The sequence below is a fragment of the Crocosphaera chwakensis CCY0110 genome (genome assembly GCF_000169335.1).
Classification (GTDB): domain Bacteria; phylum Cyanobacteriota; class Cyanobacteriia; order Cyanobacteriales; family Microcystaceae; genus Crocosphaera; species Crocosphaera chwakensis.
The window spans coordinates 59,187-77,227 of sequence record NZ_AAXW01000022.1 but is presented as its reverse complement, the minus strand read 5'-3'; the positions used below and the strand labels follow the sequence as shown (position 1 = coordinate 77,227).

Here is an 18,041-nt window from a genome sequence, read left to right as displayed (position 1 = left end):
TATCTTAACCCTAATTATCCTTGGTTAAGAAATAGAGTGTTAGCCAGAGGAAATGGCAAACATGAGATATATTGAAGATAAACGGGCTTAAAAAATAGAGTTCAACTGTGTACTGATTGTTTGTTGATAAAAACTTAAGCCCTATTTCAATAGCTTTATACCTTAAAATAAGAGGGTCTTCTCTCTCTGATTTTAGTAACTAAAATTAGCCGAAAAATATTGAGATTTTAAAAAACTATAAAAGATAAAAAATAAAAAAGAGTTTTCACTTTGTTACTCTTACAATCTAAGTGTCGCTAGTCTATTTAAGTCGGAAACAGATTTACGAAGATGAAAAAACAAAGAACAAAAAATTTTTGTAACTCATTATAGACTGTCTGTAGCCAACACGATAACACAATTAGTCAAAATACCCTTAAGGCTACGAATAAAAATTAAGGGTGTGATTGAATGCTATTTCTTGAGTCGATAAGTAATAGGGGGATAGGCAAAGTTTTCTCGAAACTTTGAGCGTAGATATACTGTCATTGAAGTAAACGCTCTATGACCGATAGTTTACTAATTATCATAATTAAATATAATTAAAGAGAATTTTTAAGTTTACCCTTATTACAATGAAAATTAATTCAACCCTGAAGCTAACCATACTACTATTATTACTCATGTCAGGAGCCGGAACCGCTAGTGCTTTTTTAGGTTACCAAGCCGGAACCCAAGCCTTAAAAGGGGTCAGTCAACCAGAAAATAACCCCACCAAGAAACTAACAGAGGGAGAAAAAAAATCCACTGAACCCACCGAATTTAAGCCTATTGACGAAAAAACTATCTTAATTAAAGTTTATAACCATACCCATCAAAAAAATAAAGCAGCAGCTTCTGGAAAAGAGCAAAAGGAAGAAAATAGCAAAACTGAAGAAAAAACTAGCCAATCAACTGAAGAGACTCCTAATGATATTGAACCCTCCCCAGCAGTTGCCAATTTACCCTTACAAGTGACAGATCAAGGGGTAAAGTTAGAAGTAAATGAAGCCACCAACGAGGGAACGACTCTATCATTAAAAGTAAATTTACAAAATGAAGGTGCAACCCCAGTGAAATTCCTTTATAGTTTTTTAGAAGTAAAGGATAATCAAGGTCGTTCCTTAAGTGCCATTACAGAAGGACTTCCCGAAGAATTACCGGCTAACAGTGAGAGTTTTATGGGTAAAGTAAAAATTCCCAGTGCTTTAGTGGATGATAGTCAGAGTTTATCCTTGAATCTTACCGATTATCCCGATCAAAAATTGAAACTTAATATCGCCCAAATTCCTGTTACTCGATAATCCTTGTGATTGTCAAACTCTAAATATGACCACCCAAGATATTTTGATACGGGCCTTATCAATTCTGTTATTGATAGCCATTAACGCCTTTTTTGTTACCGCAGAATTTGCTATGGTTTCCGTAAGGCGATCGCGGGTCAGTCAATTAGTCAAAGCAGGAGATATTCAAGCCCAAACGGTACAATCGTTACAACGTAGTCTTGATCGCCTCTTATCCACAACCCAATTAGGCATTACTCTGTCGAGTTTAGCCTTGGGTTGGATAGGAGAAAGTACCATGGCTAAATTGGTGATGGAGGTATTGTCCAAATTACCATTACCTCCCCTTGTAGCTAACAGTATATCTCACAGTATTGCCATTCCTATTGCGTTTTTAGCCTTAGCCTATTTACAAATTGTCTTAGGGGAATTATGTCCTAAATCAGTGGCTTTGATTTATTCAGAAGAATTAGCCCGTTTTTTAGGGCCTTCAATTGGCGTAATTGCCCAAGTCTTTAATCCCTTCATTTGGATTTTAAATCAGTCTACCCGTTATTTATTACGGAGTGTTGGGATCAAATACAACACCAACGGCGGTTATAGTCAAGTGACTCCAGAAGAATTACAATTGATTATTGCCACCGAAGGAGAATCAACTGGGTTAGAAGCGCAAGAACGGGCATTACTCAAAAATGTTTTTGAATTTAGTGCCGTGACGGCTGTAGAAGTGATGGTTCCCCGAACTCAGTTAGTGGCGATCGCTGAAACAGCTACCTTTGAAGAATTTTTGCAAGAAGTAACGCAAACTGGACATTCTCGTTACCCTGTTAAGGGAGACTCCCTTGATGATATTTTAGGGATTATTGATTTTAAAGATTTAGCACAACCCTTAGGACAAGGGGAGTTGATCCCAACCTCTCAGGTTCAGTCTTGGATTAAACCGGTTAAATTTGTCTCAGAATCAATGGCTTTAGATGAATTATTAGCCTTGATGCAGCGATCGCAATTAAAAATGGTCATGGTGGTGGATGAATTTGGGGGAACATCCGGCTTAATTACTATACAAGATGTCATTGGAGAGATTTTAGGTAACGATATTGAAGGAATTATTGAAGAAGAAGATACCCTAAAAATGATCGATGAACATAATTTCTTGATAGAAGCCCAACTTAATCTTGAAGAGTTAAATAATGTTTTAGGGTTAGATTTACCCTTAACGGATGAATATCAAACACTGGGGGGCTTTTTATTGTATCAGTGGCAAAAAATACCTAGTGAAGGTGAAAGTCTTAATTATGAAAATTTATCGTTTACTATTGTTGATTCTGAAGGGCCGCGATTAAAACAAATTCATCTCAGACGACAACCTCCTACGGTAAATGAACCTTTAGAAGAAGAAAATGATGTTATGCCGTCAAATGAGAGTGATGAGAATGATGAAACCTCAGTTGAATAAATCTGGAATTTAGATTAAACTGTACAGCCTAGCATAATGTTTAAGGTAATTAGTCTAAACTTCAGCATTGATCATTTACTTGACAAAGTTCATAAATTTGTTCATTATTTAAACTAATATTTTTTATATTGAACCTATTATGTTCAATGAGCATCATGTTACTGTAACTCTTTTACAAAATTTGTGATAAAAATTTCTGACTTCTTTCTTCTTGTGGGTTATTAAAAAAGTCTTCGGGGGTAGCTATTTCTACTATTTTCCCTCCATCCATAAATACCACCCTATCGGCAACTTCTCTGGCGAACCCTACCTCATGGGTGACACATACCATTGTCATTCCCCCATCGGCTAAACTACGCATTGTATCTAAGACTTCTTTAATCATCTCTGGGTCAAGGGCCGAAGTGGGTTCATCAAATAACATAATTTTCGGTTCCATGGCTAATGCGCGAGCAATAGCCACCCGTTGCTGTTGTCCTCCAGATAATTGGCCAGGATACTTATTAGCTTGTTCCAAAATCCCCACTTTTTCTAATAGTTGCATGGCTTTGGCTTCAGCTTTTTGTTTTTTCCAATGTCGTACCCAAATAGGAGCTAAAGTAACATTATTTAAGACGGTTAAATGGGGAAATAAATTAAATTGTTGGAATACCATTCCCACTTCTCTTCTAATGGCTTCAATATTTTTAAGGTCATGAGATAGTTTAATGCCATCAATGATAATACTCCCTTTTTGATAGGGTTCTAAAGCGTTAAATGTCCGAATAAAAGTAGATTTTCCTGAACCAGATGGCCCCATAATCACAACAACTTCCCCTTGATTAACCGTAAGACTAACCCCCTGTAAAACATGAAAGTTATTGTCATACCATTTTTCTACATCTTGAGCAATAATAGCTGTTTCTTGGGCAGTTTGGGTCATAATTTTGCTCATCCTTAATAATTTGACTTGATTTAGTTTAGCAATTATCAATATAAGTGGGTTTTCACAATCCGATTTAGTATGATATTAATCAATATAAATTTCAGCGAGAAATTGGATAGCTGTCAACACTTTTGCTATAGAACCAAACCTGAAGTTAGAAAAACAAAAGCTGCTTTCGCAGCTTAAATGATATTGATAGGGTAACCGATTTTCTCGGACTATGTTTGTATAGATATATCCTTGAGGATATAAGCAAAGAATTAACTCAATAACTCGTTTGCCCGCTTACTTAAAGCTTCTGCAGTTAAACCATTAAATTCCATAATTTGTCCAGCACTCGATGCGGTTTCCCCACGCTTCCAAGCAAAGGTATCACGCTTACTATTACTACGTAACATAATCGGTTCTAACATAGCAGAAGTTCCGCCAGTGACCCCTATTAAAACGTCGCCACCGAATAATTTTTCAAAGCCTTCATCATCTAAGAAATGACTATCTTTTTCGCTGCAAGTTTGCCAAGCAACGTCATGGGGACGATATAAACGACGGGGACTAACAACCGAAACAATTTTAACACCGATGCCTTCATTTTCTAAGTGTAAAGCAGCATCAAACACAGGAATCAAAGTCATGTCGCCAATGACAGCAAACACAACTTTTTTCTTCCCTTCACTCTCGTGTAAAATAATGCCCCCATCTTGTAAACCTTGACGGGTCTGCTCTAAACTTGTACGTACAGGTAAAGGTGATTTACTAGCAGTAATAGTTATCCCTTTATTACTGGTTTTAACAGCCCATTCGTAACAAATTTGAATACTATTGGCATCACAAGGAAACAGAGGAAAAATGTTACCATTACGCATCATTCCCGCAAAATAATTTTCAATTTCGGGTCGTTGATGAGTCCAACCATTACGGCCTTGTTCTAATGCACCAGCAGTGAATAAAGTAATCGTAGAAGGAGTAGGACGACGTAATTCGGCCATGGCTTGAGTTACCGTTTGCCAGATAGGTAAACCATTGATAGCAAAAGACTCATAAGAACACCACAAAGTCCTTGACCCAAATAAAGCCAAACCTGCAGCTAAACCAGCGCAAGCATCCTCACTTAAAGGTTCATAAACTTGTCCCCCCGGACCTTGAAAATAAAGGTCATCAACAGTAGGATGAACGATTTTTAAACCAATATTGATATTATTAATGCCAGAGGCTGCATTTCCATCGGCATTAGCGACCACAAAGTTAGGGTCTTTTTGTCCCACATGAACCACTAACTCACCCATAGCAGTAGTAGCCACTTTTTTCTCCCCATGTACCTCGTATTCGGTTAAGGGTAACTCTCCTAACTCTGGCAAGGGTAAGACTTGTTCTGTGACAACGTTATGGGATGCTGGCCCACCAGCAGAACGTTCAAAATTAGTACGAACCAGTTGCCACGCTTCAGGGGATAAAGCCCGTTCTTTTAAAGCACTGATAATATAATCTTTTTCTAAGGTATCCCCAGGATATAAATTATGAGATTTTGCGCCCCGTTTATGAACCCCGGCTCCTTTGAGTTGTTTAACGATGAGAACGGTTAAAGTACCGCTTAAAGCAGACTTGCTCGCTTTATCGGTAGCTTCTAAAATAGCTTGGGTAAAAGCTATCCGTTTGGCCAGAGAAAACTGGGTACTGTCAACATATTCCCCTTCTTGGTTACTGTCATCGTAGTCTTTAGCGTTGACTAAAATGACCTCAGCGAACCCGTTTCCTTGCCAATAAGCCACCATTTCTTCATTGGTCTTGGTAGAAACCATACTATGATGTTCTTGGGAATAACCATTCCACACCAAAATAGGTAAGAAGTTAGTGATATCGGGAAAAGAAGTATTAAAGTGAGCAAAGCTACTCATAATATAGGGTTCCCCTAACCCACCATCCCCAATAGTGACAGGAAACAATGTACCAGGATGTAATTTAGCACCGGCCATGGCAAAATGTTGTCCTTGTCCTAATGGTCCTGCGGGGTTTAAAAGTCCTGGTATTTGCCCAGAAAGATGTCCTAAAAGTCCGTGCATTTCCCTAAACCGTTCTCCCATCTGTTGCACGGTGGTGATGCCCATATCTTCTAAGGAACGGTCTAAAAACATATTACTGTAGAAACCTGGAGCATGATGACCTACTTCAGTGATAATGTTCTTATGACCTAGCATCACCAAAGCTGCAATGGTGTCGGCGATACTTGCAAAGCCTCCAGGATGACCTGATTGTTTGGTGGCAGCAGTTTGCAGGGTTAAGTAGCGTAATGCGTCGGCTGCTAGAAGGGTTTGAAAAACGGCATTAGGGTCGTTGGCTGAGGCAATAGCTGTATCGCCTAATTTTATGGCTGCTTCTGCAGTATATTGTTCGTAGTTCGGTAAATTTTCACCAAAATGTTGAATTCCTTGACAAAATGCGGGTATTGCGCTAGCAACTGTCATGTGTGAGTTATTCCTAAATTTACATAACGGCAAGTATTAAAACAATCTTACAGGTCTGTGGGGATTTATTTAGATAGTATTAAGGATTTTTAGTAATGGGAATTAGTCTATCGTTGTTATAGAGATGATAAGTTATTGTTTAATAAAACATTTATCTATGTTGTTGCTTTTTAAAATAAAGAGTCTTCTTCTATAAAAATAGTAATATAGCAGTTCCCATACTTGTAAGGTAAAAAGTTTTCTAGTTTGAGTAGTCAGGAGTTAAGAATTAAATTTTAGGTGTACCTCTTTGTATTAATTTTTAGATTAATTTTAAAAGTCCGTTAATTAATTGCCAGCTTACATTAAAATAGGATTGATCTCTACTAAAAAATATGATGCAAGTTATCTTTTTTGGAACTCCTCAATTTGCTGTTCCCACATTACAAAAATTATTAAATCATCCTCAATTTAATGTTATTGGGGTAGTAACACAACCAGATAAAAGAAGAGGAAGAGGTAAAAAAATAATTCCTTCAGCCGTTAAAAAAGTAGCCTTAGATCATAATATTACTGTTTGGCAACCTAAGAGAATCAAAAAAGATCAAGATACCCTTATACAGCTACGAAATAGTGAAGCTGATGTGTTTGTAGTTGTAGCTTATGGACAGATTTTATCATCAGAAATTTTACAAATGCCTAAACTGGGATGTGTTAATGTTCATGGTTCTATTTTACCTCAATATCGCGGTGCTGCCCCAATTCAATGGTGTCTTTATAATGGCGATCGCAAAACAGGAATTACCACCATGTTAATGGATGAAGGAATGGATACAGGGGATATGTTATTAAAGGCTTATACTGATATAAATTTATTTGATAATGCTCATGAAATTGCCGAAAAATTAGCTAATCAAGGGGCAGATTTATTAATTGAAACCTTAGAAAAATTAGACAATAATCAAATGAAACCTATTCCTCAGAATGATGATGAAGCAACTTACGCTTCTTTAATTAATAAAGATGATTTTATTATTGACTGGAATAAATCGGCGATCGCGATTCATAATCAAATTAGAGGATTTTATCCCAATTGTTTTACATCGTTTCGAGATAATAAATTAAAAATTACGGCAACTATTCCGATTAATGATAATTATTTACAAGCATTAGATGATAATTTTGATGGGCTAAAAAAACACATTGAATCCTTAGATAAGATGACAGGGAATCCTGGGGAAGTTATCAGTTTAATTAAAAAATTTGGTCCAGTGATTCAAACAGGAGAAGGATTACTATTACTATCAAATGTTCAACCATCCGGTAAACGTCCCCAGTCTGGTTGGGATTTGGTTAATGGAAGCCATCTAAAAGTAGGAGAAATATTAGGTTAATTATGAATTTTATTGTCTTTTTTGGGTTCAAAAAATTGACAATTCTGACAAGAACCTTGAGGATTAACTGCACAGATTATTATCTCGGAATTAGCATTAAAATGACAATTAATATCTCCTAAAACCCAACGACCATCAACTAGATTTTTCTCTTGACTATCTTCCACTTTTTGTACATAAAGAGATATTTTTTTTAATTGATAACCACCTACTTGATAATGATAATGATGATGATATTCTAAGATAGTGTATATTGTTCCTTCTAATTCTAAATAATTGCTTTTTTGGGGATTCCAATTTAACTTAAGCTTTCCTAAGCATTGATGATTATAACTTAAAATAACTTCCGTTAAAATAAAATTTTGATTCATTTTAATCTGTCATCATTAACTAATGTTTGTATTATAATCAACTTTTGCTAAACGATGGTGTTGACTTAATGATTGATGAACATTTAATTAACTTATTTATCCTTAATAATATTTGACGAAATTTACTCAACGCGACTATAATAATCAAGCTATCGGTTTTAGTGGGGAACAGTCACTAAAAGTAATAGGGAAAGATTGGTGTAAGTCCGACACTGTCCCGCAACTGTGATGAAGTCTAAAGTATTAGTTTCTAAGTCAGAATACCTGCCGATAACTTAGCTATGGTTATCAGTTAAATGATCATAAGTATGATGATTTAACTAATTATTTTTTAACTCTATCTGCGAGGTACGGATGAGATTTTCGTCAATTAAGGATCAATTACGTCTAAAAGCTAGTATTATTTTAACAGTTTTAACTGTATTGATAATAGCACAATCAGCTAAAGCACATCACCCTTTTGGAGGAGAAACCCCTAGTAATTTTTTTGAAGGATTTTTATCAGGTTTAGGTCATCCTATCATTGGTTTAGATCATTTTGCATTTATTCTTGCTGTAGGTTTACTAGGGGCAAAATTTAAGCAAGGGTTTTTAATTCCAATTACTTTTGTTATGGCTACAATGATAGGAACAGGTATCCATTTACAAACAATTGATTTACCCTATCCTGAGATTATTATTGCTAGTTCTGTGATAGCTTTCGGAAGTTTATTAGCTAAAGAAAAAAGTGATTTTTTTGCCTCTAGTATTTCTACTATTATCATTGCAACTATAGCTATAATTGCAGGGATTTTTCATGGTTACGCTTACGGAGAGGCAGTTATTGGTGCTGAAATGAGTCCGATCATTGCTTATTTAGCTGGCTTTGCTATAATACAATTATTATGCGCTTTTTCTGCTTTTGGCGTGGCTATTGTTATTAGCAAAAAGTTTCAGGATAAAGCTACTTTTATTTTACGAATGATTGGGTTAGCTATTAGTGGAATCGGTTTTGCATTTTTCAGCTTTGCTTTCGCTGCTTAATGAACGTTGAAACCAGAAAAAACTAATAGAAATTAAGGGGATAATCATAATAACCATTATCCCCTTAGAGCAATTTTGAATAACTTTTTAAAATTAGTATTAACTGATAAAAATTGCCTCACCAAACCAGTAATCTTTTAATTCACTAAAGGGTTTAGTTTCTGTACCAAAAAGTGGATTTCCTATGATTAGTTCTTCTTTTTCGGTGTCAACACCCATTAAAACAACTGCATGGGGAAACTGTTGACTTAACCACCTCTGTTTAACATGAAGTAAAGCCAATTGTTTACGATTTAATAAGTCTTCTAAAGTTAAATCATGATAATACTCTGGATTTAATCCCAACTTTTCCATTGCTGCAATTTCGGCTAATGTATTAGTTCCTAAGCGATTAGTATTAGTTAGTTTTACAACTTTTTTTTCATCAATTTCTGGATGTTTTCCACTCAATCTTGCTAATGTTGCAATGCTTGCCGGTGAACAAGTTACAGTAGTAGATTGTAATACGACTCCATCGACAACCCTTAATTCTTCTACATCATTCACAATAGGAGAAAACCAATAAAATAATAAGCATAAACAGAAACTGATTACTCCTAATCCTATTAATAATTGATTTCTGCGCTTACTAGATGACCATCCTGATAATTCTAACAAAAATAATAATCCAAAAATAAAAAAGCCAAAGCACAGTAATACATTATCAAAAGTTGCTTGCATATAAAGGGAAAAAATATGAGGAAACAGGGGAGGAAGAAAATAAGATATGTTTGAGCGATCAATGACAATCAATAAGGTTAAAATACCTGCTAAACTAATAAAAATGATTCTAGCTGTTTGTTGATGTTTTTCTAGGGCATTTTCTGCAGTAATTCCTTTTTTAGCTAAATCATTACCCAAAAAACCACCTAATCCTAAACCAATGACACTAGGTATAATTAAATCAATCATATTTTTAATCTCCTTATTTTTCTCTAAAATAACGGAGTATAAGAGAATTTGTCAGGAGTAAAATTACGGAAAGCTTTTTCAATTATCAGTTATCAGTTTTTTCAGTTATTAGTTATTGATAATAACAACTCTGAACAGTTAACTTTTATTGTTTGAATTAATTATGAGTAATTTATTAGAAATTGGACAAAATACGCCTTCTTTCGCCCTTAATAACCAGAAGGGTGAAAGGATTAAGTTAGAAGATATATTAGGAAAATGGTTGGTGTTATATTTCTATCCTAAGGATAATACACCAGGTTGTACAACAGAAGCACAAGACTTTACAACATTAAACCCAGAATTTGAGAAAATTGGCGCAAAAATTATCGGTATTAGTCCTGATTCAGAAAAGTCCCATTATAAGTTTATTGACAAGTATAATTTATCTATAGAATTACTTTGTGATCCTGATCATAAAGTTGCTGAAGCTTATGGTGTTTGGGGATTAAAGAAGTTTATGGGAAAAGATTATATGGGAATTATTCGCTCAACTTTTATTATTAATCAACAGGGAAATATTGCTTATATTTGGCGAAATATTAGAGTGAAAAATCATGCAGAAAAAGTATTAAACAAATTACAAGAATTACAAATTTAACTGTTTGCTTCGGGTGAGTTAAGTGGAAATATTTTACGCGGATAACTTGTTAAGTCATTGTCCACTAAATAACTTTTTGAGGAAGGAGATTTTACCTATAAATTTGGAAAAATATTTATTCCTTTACGAGTTTCTCCTGAAAGTTTACAAGATATTTGGGCTGATATTATTTGTCCTCAAGGTTCGTTGGCACTCGATAAAACTGTTGAATAAGGACAGCCTGTGGTAAATTCCTATTAAAAAACTCTGTCTATACACATGACTAGATATAGCGAAAATGAGTCGCCCATAAATCCTGGTCGATTCAAAGCTTTTTATAGTTAGGATTCTAGCCTTTTTTAGTTCAGATGTATGAGCAAAGTTCCTTTTTTAAATTTTGTTAAGTACGTAAGCAACTTATACATTAAAGCAAACAACTTATACATTAAAACTAACATCGACTCTGTAGAATCGAATATGAAGTTTTCTAGTTGAAGACTTTTTTAAATAATAAAGGTGACAATTAATTATGATTTGTTGCCACCTTAATCCAAATTTAGCGTATCTAAAACAGCTTCACGTGAAGCTGCATTTGTTCAATGAATTTCAGTAATATAGTGTGACAGGAGTTAACAATGGCACTTAGAACATGGGATGGTGGCGGAGGCATTTCCAGATTTTGGTTTGATTCCTTAAATTGGGATAACAATATCCTGCCCGTCGATAATGATGACATTTTCATTGGTAACACCCTTGCTGGTACTGTTTTTAATGGTCAAAATCCTTTAAATTCTTTAACCATTGGAACATTAGAGTCCAATAGTTCTTTAGAGGTAACTGCGGGAACTCTGATAGCGACGAGTACCTTCGAGGTCAATGATGACCTAAGTCTTAGCGGTAGTAGCGTTCTTGAGCTTAATGGTATCAGTACCGTTGATACTTTTACCCAGTCTGGTGGCACGTTACAAGGAACAGGTGATCTTACGGTGACAGGCAATGCCATCATCACTGGGGGGACTCAGCGAGATGCAGGAACCACCATCTTAGAAGGAAACACAACCCTAAGTAACCTTTCCCTTGATAGTGGACGAGTCCTACAGAATGAAGGAACTGTAACCTGGAATGGCAGTACGATTAATCTTAATGCTTCAGGAACAGAAATTGGTTCAGGACAAATTCTCAATACCAGTACCGGAACCTTTATCGCTGAAGGGAATAGTGCCACCTCTATCACGGCCAGTGGTTTTGCCGATATTGGTACTGCTCCAACCCCTCTATTTACTAACCAAGGGGTATTCCGTAAACAGAATAGTAATGATACTGATGTCACTACCATTTCAGTGGAGTTTGATAACAGTAATACAGTAGAAGTCCTCTCCGGTATTCTCCGACTGAGCGATGGGGGAACTCACACCGGGGACTTTGAAATTGATAGTGATGCCGAACTAAACTTTAATGGAGGGACTCACGACCTCAATAGTGGAGCAACCATCACAGGAAATGGAACGGTCAACGTTAGTAGTGGGACAGTTAATGTTGATATTCCCTATAATTTTGCTGGAACAACGGAACTATCTGGTGGTGGTGTACTGAATCTCAATAATGCAGTCACCACAGCAACTTTTATCCAGAGTGGGGGGGTTTTAGCGGTAACAGGAGACCTCACGGTAACAGGCAATACCAGTCTCGGTGGAGGAGGTCGTCAGCAAGATGCAGGCACAACCATCTTAGAAGGGCCTACAAGCATTACAGGTACCATTGGTTTTGATAGTGGACGGGTACTCCAGAACGAAAATACCCTGACCTGGACAGGGGGTACAATCAATCTGAATCCAACGGGAACAGAAATTGGTTCAGGACAAATTCTCAATACCAGTACCGGAACCTTTATCGCTGAAGGGAATAGTGCCACCTCTATCACGGCCAGTGGTTTTGCCGATATTGGTACTGCTCCAACCCCTCTATTTACTAACCAAGGGGTATTCCGTAAACAGAATAGTAATGATACTGATGTCACTACCATTTCAGTGGAGTTTGATAACAGCAACACCGTAGAAGTTCTCTCCGGTATTCTCCGACTGAGCGATGGGGGAACTCACACCGGGGACTTTGAAATTGATAGTGATGCCGAACTAAACTTTAATGGAGGGACTCACGACCTCAATAGTGGAGCAACCATCACAGGAAATGGAACGGTCAACGTTAGTAGTGGGACAGTTAATGTTGATATTCCCTATAATTTTGCTGGAACAACGGAACTATCTAGTATTGGCATACTGAATATTAACAGTGCAGCCACCACAGGAACCTTTGTTCAGAGTGGGGGGGTTTTAGCGGTAACAGGAGACCTCACAGTAACAGGTAATGCTAGTCTCAGTGGAGGTCGTCAGCAGGATGCTGGCACAACCATTTTAGAAGGGCCTACCACCATTACAGGTACCATTGGTTTTGATAGTGGACGGATACTCCGAAACGAAAATACCCTGACCTGGACAGGGGGTACAATCAATCTGAATCCAACGGGAACAGAAATTGGTTCAGGACAAATTGTTAATACCAGCACTGGAACCTTTATTGCGGAAGGAAATAGTCCTAGCTTTATTTTAGCCAGTGGTTTTTCTGATCTGAGTACCGCCCCAACCCCTCTGTTTACCAACCAAGGGGTATTCCGTAAACAGAATAGTAGTAATACTGATGTCACTATCATTTCAGTGGAGTTTGATAACAGCAACACCGTAGAAGTTCTCTCCGGTATTCTCCGACTGAGCGATGGGGGAACTCACACCGGGGACTTTGAAATTGATAGTGATGCCGAACTAAACTTTAATGGAGGGACTCACGACCTCAATAGTGGAGCAACCATCACAGGAAATGGAACGGTCAACGTTAGTAGTGGGACAGTTAATGTTGATATTCCCTATAATTTTGCTGGAACAACGGAACTATCTAGTATTGGCATACTGAATATTAACAGTGCAGCCACCACAGGAACCTTTGTTCAGAGTGGGGGGGTTTTAGCGGTAACAGGAGACCTCACAGTAACAGGTAATGCTAGTCTCAGTGGAGGTCGTCAGCAGGATGCTGGCACAACCATTTTAGAAGGGCCTACCACCATTACAGGTACCATTGGTTTTGATAGTGGACGGATACTCCGAAACGAAAATACCCTGACCTGGACAGGGGGTACAATCAATCTGAATCCAACGGGAACAGAAATTGGTTCAGGACAAATTGTTAATACCAGCACTGGAACCTTTATTGCGGAAGGAAATAGTTCTAGTTTTATTTTAGCCAGTGGTTTTTCTGATCTGAGTACCGCCCCAACCCCTCTGTTTACCAACCAGGGAGTATTCCGTAAACAGAATAGTAGTAATACTGATGTCACTACCATTGGAGTAGAGTTTGATAACAGTAATACCGTAGAGGTACGCTCAGGTATTCTGTCCTTTAATAGCGACAATTACACTCAAACAGCAGGAAATACCATTTTAAACGGCGGTATTATTAGATCCACTGGTTTTTCCAACGCCCTGAATATCAATGCAGGAAATGTTTCTGGTTTTGGTAGTGTTGATGGGGATCTTGATAACGATGCCGGAACCATTACCCCTGGATTATCTGTGGGGGATATAGCTACGTTAAATATCACAGGGGACTATACTGAAACTGATTTATCGAACATTGATATTGAAATCGGTGGCCTCACTAATTTCGATATTCTAGATATTGACGGGACAGCCACCTTTGATGGCACTATCAACGTCAGTTTAGTCAATAGTTTTACCCCTCTCCTGGGTCAAACCTTTGAAATTATTACCTTTGACTCTGCCCCCGATATTGCCACAAATCTCTCCTTTAGCGGGTTAGATATTGGTGGAGGATTAGCATTTGCCCCTGTCTTCAATACCAATGACTTAAGCCTGGTGGTAGTAGAAACGGCTGCTTTGTCTGTGAGTGATGTCATCCTGTCAGAAGGGGATAACGGCACAACGAACTTTACCTTTACCGTTAGCCTTAATGGGGATACTGATGCCTTTAGCGTTGATTATGATACGGTTGATGGGACGGCGACTGTTGCTGACGGAGACTATCTTGCGACCAATGGTACACTAAACTTTAGTGGAACGGACGGAGAGAGTCAAACCATTACCGTAAGTGTTAACGGAGATAATAAGGTTGAACTCGCTGAATCCTTTGATGTTGTCCTCAGCAACCTTCAAGGAAGTGGAACGTTACCTGTTCTCGTCTCTGGTACTGGCACGATTAATAATGACGATAATGCCAACATCAGTATTGATAATGTGACCCAAAGTGAGGGAAATACTGGCACAACGCCTTTTACCTTTACTGTTACCCTCAACAACGAAGTCGATACAGGTTTATCAGTTGACTTTGGTACCGCCAATGGTTCAGCCACTGTTGCCAATAATGATTATCAAGCGACCAATGGAACCCTCAACTTTACAGGGAATGCAGGAGAAACCCAAACCATTACGGTTGATGTTAATGGCGATACCACCGTTGAACCTGATCAAACCTTCGCCGTCAATCTCAGCAATATTCAAGCGAGTGGTCGTAACGTTACGTTTAGCGACTCTGTAGGTATCGGGACTATCCAAAATGACGATGGTGCTAATCTTTCCATTAACAATGTCACCCTCGCCGAAGGAGATAATGGAACTCAACAGTTTGTCTTTAGCGTTACCCTCAGTAACAACATTAGCGGAGGCGCAAGTGTCGATTTTGACACAGCTAATGGAACAGCTACCACCGCCGATAATGACTATAGTGCTACCAGTGGCACCCTCAACTTTGTCGGGAATGCAGGGGAAACTCAAACCATTACGGTTAATGTTAATGGCGACACGGAAGTAGAACTCAATGAAACCTTTTTTGTTAACCTCTCTAATGCGTCAGGTGCAACTATTGCTGACGGACAGGGAACAGGAACCATTGTTAATGATGATAGTGCTAGTTTAAGTATTAGTGATGTCACCCTAGTAGAAGGTAATAATGGAACCCAACTATTCACCTTTACCGTAACCCTTGATGAAGCGGTTGATACAGGGTTTACTGTTGATTATGCAACGGCTAATGGTACAGCTAGTACAGTAGATAATGACTATACGGCTACCAGTGGAACCTTAAACTTTACAGGGAATGCAGGGGAAACCCAAACCATTACCGTTGAAGTGAATGGGGATAATAAGGTTGAATTGGATGAAACTTTCTTTGTTAACCTTTCCAATGTGCAAGATAGTGGTCGTAATGTCATCGTTACTGACGGACAAGGAGTTGGAACTATTACCAACGACGACAGTGCCTCTATTAGTATCAACAATGTTAGCCAAGTTGAAGGAGATAGTGGCACCACTGCTTATACCTTTGATGTCACCTTAGATAACGAAGTTGACACAGGATTATCTCTTGACTTTGACACGGCCGATGATACGGCAACTGTTGCTAATAATGACTACACTGCCAACAGTGGAACCTTAAACTTTACAGGGAACGCAGGAGAAACTCAAACCATTACGGTTGATGTGGTAGGAGATACCACCGTTGAACCTGATGAAGATTTCTTCGTTAACCTCTCTAACCTCAATGCTAATGGTCGTAATGTCAGCATTAGTGATACTCAAGGCATTGGAACCATCGAAAATGATGATGGGGCAGGCTTCTCTATCAGTAACGCAACCGTAACAGAAGGAGATAGTGGAACCCAAACCTTAACCTTTGATGTCACCCTCAATAATGCGGTCAGTGGTGGTGCAAGTGTAGACTTTGATACAGCTAATGGAACGGCTACCACAGCAGATGGGGATTATACGGCTACCAGTGGCACCTTAAACTTTACTGGTAACGCAGGAGAAGTCCAAACCATTACCGTTGAAGTTAATGGGGATAACAAGGTTGAACTCAATGAAACCCTCTCGGTTAACCTTTCTAATGCGATAGGGGCTAATATTGTTGATGGACAAGGGGTTGGCACCATTACCAACGATGATAGTGCCTCTATCAGTATCAATAATGTCAGCCAAGTTGAAGGAGATAGTGGCACCACTGCTTATACCTTTGATGTCACCTTAGATAACGAAGTTGACACAGGATTATCTGTTGAGTTTGACACGGCCGATGATACGGCAACTGTTGCTGATAATGACTACACTGCCAATAGTGGAACCCTTAACTTTACAGGGAATGCAGGGGAAGTTGAAACCATTACCGTTGAGGTGACAGGAGAAACCATTGTTGAACCTGATGAAGACTTCTTGGTTAATTTAACTAACCTTAATGCTAATGGTCGTAATGTCAACATTGATGATACTCAAGGGACAGGAACCATTGAAAATGATGATACCCCCCCAGTCGATGCTGTTTTTTCTATCAGTAACGCAACCGTAACTGAAGGAGATAGTGGAACCCAAACCTTAACCTTTGATGTCACCCTCAATAATGCGGTTAGTGGTGGGGCAAGTGTGGACTTTGACACCGCTGATGGCACGGCTACCACAGCCGATAATGACTATACGGCTACCAGTGGCACCCTCAACTTTACTGGTAATGCAGGAGAAGTCCAAACCATTACGGTTGAAGTGAATGGGGATAACAAGGTTGAACTCAATGAAACCCTCTCGGTTAACCTTTCTAATGCGATAGGGGCTAATATTGTTGACGGACAGGGAACAGGAACCATTACCAACGATGATAGCTCGTCTATTAGTATCAACAATGTTAGTCAAGTTGAAGGAGATAGTGGCACCACTGCTTATACCTTTGATGTCATCTTAGATAATGAAGTTGACACAGGATTATCTCTTGACTTTGACACAGCAGATGGAACGGCAACTGTTGCTGATAATGACTACACTGCCAATAGTGGAACCCTTAACTTTACAGGGAATGCAGGGGAAGTTGAAACCATTACCGTTGAGGTGACAGGAGAAACCATTGTTGAACCTGATGAAGAGTTCTTCGTTAACTTGTTTAATCTCAATGCCAATGGCCGTGATGTTACTTTGAGTGATACTCAAGGTGTAGGAACCATTGAACAGGATGATATTCCTTCAGGCCCTGTAGAAATTAATGGAACTCCAGGTCGAGATAATCTCATTGGAACTGCAGAAAGTGAAATTATCACTGGATTTAAAGGCTATGATGTTCTGACGGGTATGGGAGGTAATGATGAGTTTGTTTTCCAGAGTATTAATGATGGCTTAGATATCATTACTGATTTTGAACTGGGTCTAGATGTGATTAATCTGGTCGAACTTCTCAATAACGACACGAATTTTACTTCTAACAGTCAAAATCCTCTCGATCTAGGTTATGTACAAATCGGTTCTTTAGCGGGCTTTACTACAATTGGTATTGATGTGGATGGTTCGGCAGGTTCTAATAGTTACGTCAGAACTTTAGCGGTTGTACAGGGAATAGACGTTGATCAAAATACCCTCGATGATCCTAATAACTTTGTCTTCAGTTAAACCTTCATTAAGTGACTCATTATTCATGGGTCACTTTTCCTCGTTTTCAGTTCCTAATTAACCCCTTTTACTCAAC

General features: G+C 38.3%; 10 protein-coding genes and 1 riboswitch. Of the genes, 6 read left to right on the top strand and 4 right to left on the bottom strand.

Annotation, left to right across the window (positions count from 1 at the left end; all coding sequences use genetic code 11):
* Positions 1–614 precede the first annotated feature (614 nt).
* Together CY0110_RS14940 and CY0110_RS14935 are read left to right on the top strand one after the other, a co-directional pair.
* A complete protein-coding gene (locus CY0110_RS14940) occupies positions 615–1,322 on the top strand; it encodes a hypothetical protein (RefSeq protein ID WP_008276307.1) in 708 nt (235 codons plus the stop codon).
* A gap of 25 nt (positions 1,323–1,347) precedes the next feature.
* On the top strand, positions 1,348–2,757 hold the full coding sequence (locus CY0110_RS14935) for a hemolysin family protein (RefSeq protein ID WP_008276306.1): 1,410 nt from the start codon (positions 1,348–1,350) through the stop codon (positions 2,755–2,757).
* A 172-nt stretch (positions 2,758–2,929) separates the two neighbouring features.
* Here the strand turns inward: CY0110_RS14935 and CY0110_RS14930 are convergent, their stop codons facing one another.
* Together CY0110_RS14930 and CY0110_RS14925 are read right to left on the bottom strand one after the other, a co-directional pair.
* On the bottom strand, positions 2,930–3,679 hold the full coding sequence (locus tag CY0110_RS14930; RefSeq protein WP_008276304.1) for an amino acid ABC transporter ATP-binding protein: 750 nt from the start codon (positions 3,677–3,679) through the stop codon (positions 2,930–2,932).
* Positions 3,680–3,942: 263 nt separating this feature from the next.
* A complete protein-coding gene (locus tag CY0110_RS14925; RefSeq protein ID WP_008276303.1) occupies positions 3,943–6,141 on the bottom strand; it encodes a phosphoketolase family protein in 2,199 nt (732 codons plus the stop codon).
* Positions 6,142–6,518: 377 nt separating this feature from the next.
* Here CY0110_RS14925 and fmt point away from each other — a divergent pair, with 377 nt between their 5' ends.
* A complete protein-coding gene (gene fmt / locus CY0110_RS14920) occupies positions 6,519–7,514 on the top strand; it encodes a methionyl-tRNA formyltransferase (protein WP_008276302.1) in 996 nt (331 codons plus the stop codon).
* Here fmt and CY0110_RS14915 read toward each other — a convergent pair.
* Complete coding sequence (locus tag CY0110_RS14915) at positions 7,511–7,885, bottom strand: DUF6464 family protein (protein WP_008276301.1); 375 nt, start codon at positions 7,883–7,885, stop codon at positions 7,511–7,513. The genes fmt and CY0110_RS14915 overlap by 4 nt on opposite strands.
* A 136-nt stretch (positions 7,886–8,021) precedes the next feature.
* Positions 8,022–8,171, top strand: a riboswitch (cobalamin riboswitch).
* A gap of 68 nt (positions 8,172–8,239) precedes the next feature.
* Here CY0110_RS14915 and CY0110_RS14910 point away from each other — a divergent pair.
* On the top strand, positions 8,240–8,908 hold the full coding sequence (locus CY0110_RS14910; protein ID WP_008276300.1) for a HupE/UreJ family protein: 669 nt from the start codon (positions 8,240–8,242) through the stop codon (positions 8,906–8,908).
* Positions 8,909–9,007: 99 nt separating this feature from the next.
* On the opposite strand, the gene CY0110_RS14905 is transcribed toward CY0110_RS14910, so the two are convergent.
* Positions 9,008–9,859, bottom strand: coding sequence for a cysteine peptidase family C39 domain-containing protein (locus CY0110_RS14905; protein ID WP_008276299.1), 852 nt, complete (start codon positions 9,857–9,859; stop codon positions 9,008–9,010).
* 163 nt (positions 9,860–10,022) lie between these two features.
* Here CY0110_RS14905 and bcp point away from each other — a divergent pair, with 163 nt between their 5' ends.
* Both bcp and CY0110_RS27990 read left to right on the top strand, forming a co-directional pair.
* Positions 10,023–10,499 carry a thioredoxin-dependent thiol peroxidase gene (gene bcp / locus CY0110_RS14900; RefSeq protein WP_035799536.1) on the top strand — a complete coding sequence of 159 codons (477 nt, stop codon included), beginning with the start codon at positions 10,023–10,025 and terminating at the stop codon, positions 10,497–10,499.
* A gap of 614 nt (positions 10,500–11,113) precedes the next feature.
* Positions 11,114–17,965 (top strand): beta strand repeat-containing protein, encoded by a 6,852-nt coding sequence (locus CY0110_RS27990; protein WP_008276296.1) that lies wholly within the window; start codon positions 11,114–11,116, stop codon positions 17,963–17,965.
* The last annotated feature ends 76 nt before the right edge of the window (positions 17,966–18,041 follow it).

Excerpts from the sequence above, each read along its gene's own strand:
- CY0110_RS14940 (WP_008276307.1), top strand. The coding sequence starts at position 615 with ATGAAAATTAATTCAACCCTGAAGCTAACCATACTACTATTATTACTC.
- CY0110_RS14935 (WP_008276306.1), top strand. The coding sequence starts at position 1,348 with ATGACCACCCAAGATATTTTGATACGGGCCTTATCAATTCTGTTATTG.
- CY0110_RS14930 (WP_008276304.1), bottom strand. The coding sequence starts at position 3,679 with ATGACCCAAACTGCCCAAGAAACAGCTATTATTGCTCAAGATGTAGAA.
- CY0110_RS14925 (WP_008276303.1), bottom strand. The coding sequence starts at position 6,141 with ATGACAGTTGCTAGCGCAATACCCGCATTTTGTCAAGGAATTCAACAT.
- fmt (WP_008276302.1), top strand. The coding sequence starts at position 6,519 with ATGCAAGTTATCTTTTTTGGAACTCCTCAATTTGCTGTTCCCACATTA.
- CY0110_RS14915 (WP_008276301.1), bottom strand. The coding sequence starts at position 7,885 with ATGAATCAAAATTTTATTTTAACGGAAGTTATTTTAAGTTATAATCAT.
- CY0110_RS14910 (WP_008276300.1), top strand. The coding sequence starts at position 8,240 with ATGAGATTTTCGTCAATTAAGGATCAATTACGTCTAAAAGCTAGTATT.
- CY0110_RS14905 (WP_008276299.1), bottom strand. The coding sequence starts at position 9,859 with ATGATTGATTTAATTATACCTAGTGTCATTGGTTTAGGATTAGGTGGT.
- bcp (WP_035799536.1), top strand. The coding sequence starts at position 10,023 with ATGAGTAATTTATTAGAAATTGGACAAAATACGCCTTCTTTCGCCCTT.
- CY0110_RS27990 (WP_008276296.1), top strand. The coding sequence starts at position 11,114 with ATGGCACTTAGAACATGGGATGGTGGCGGAGGCATTTCCAGATTTTGG.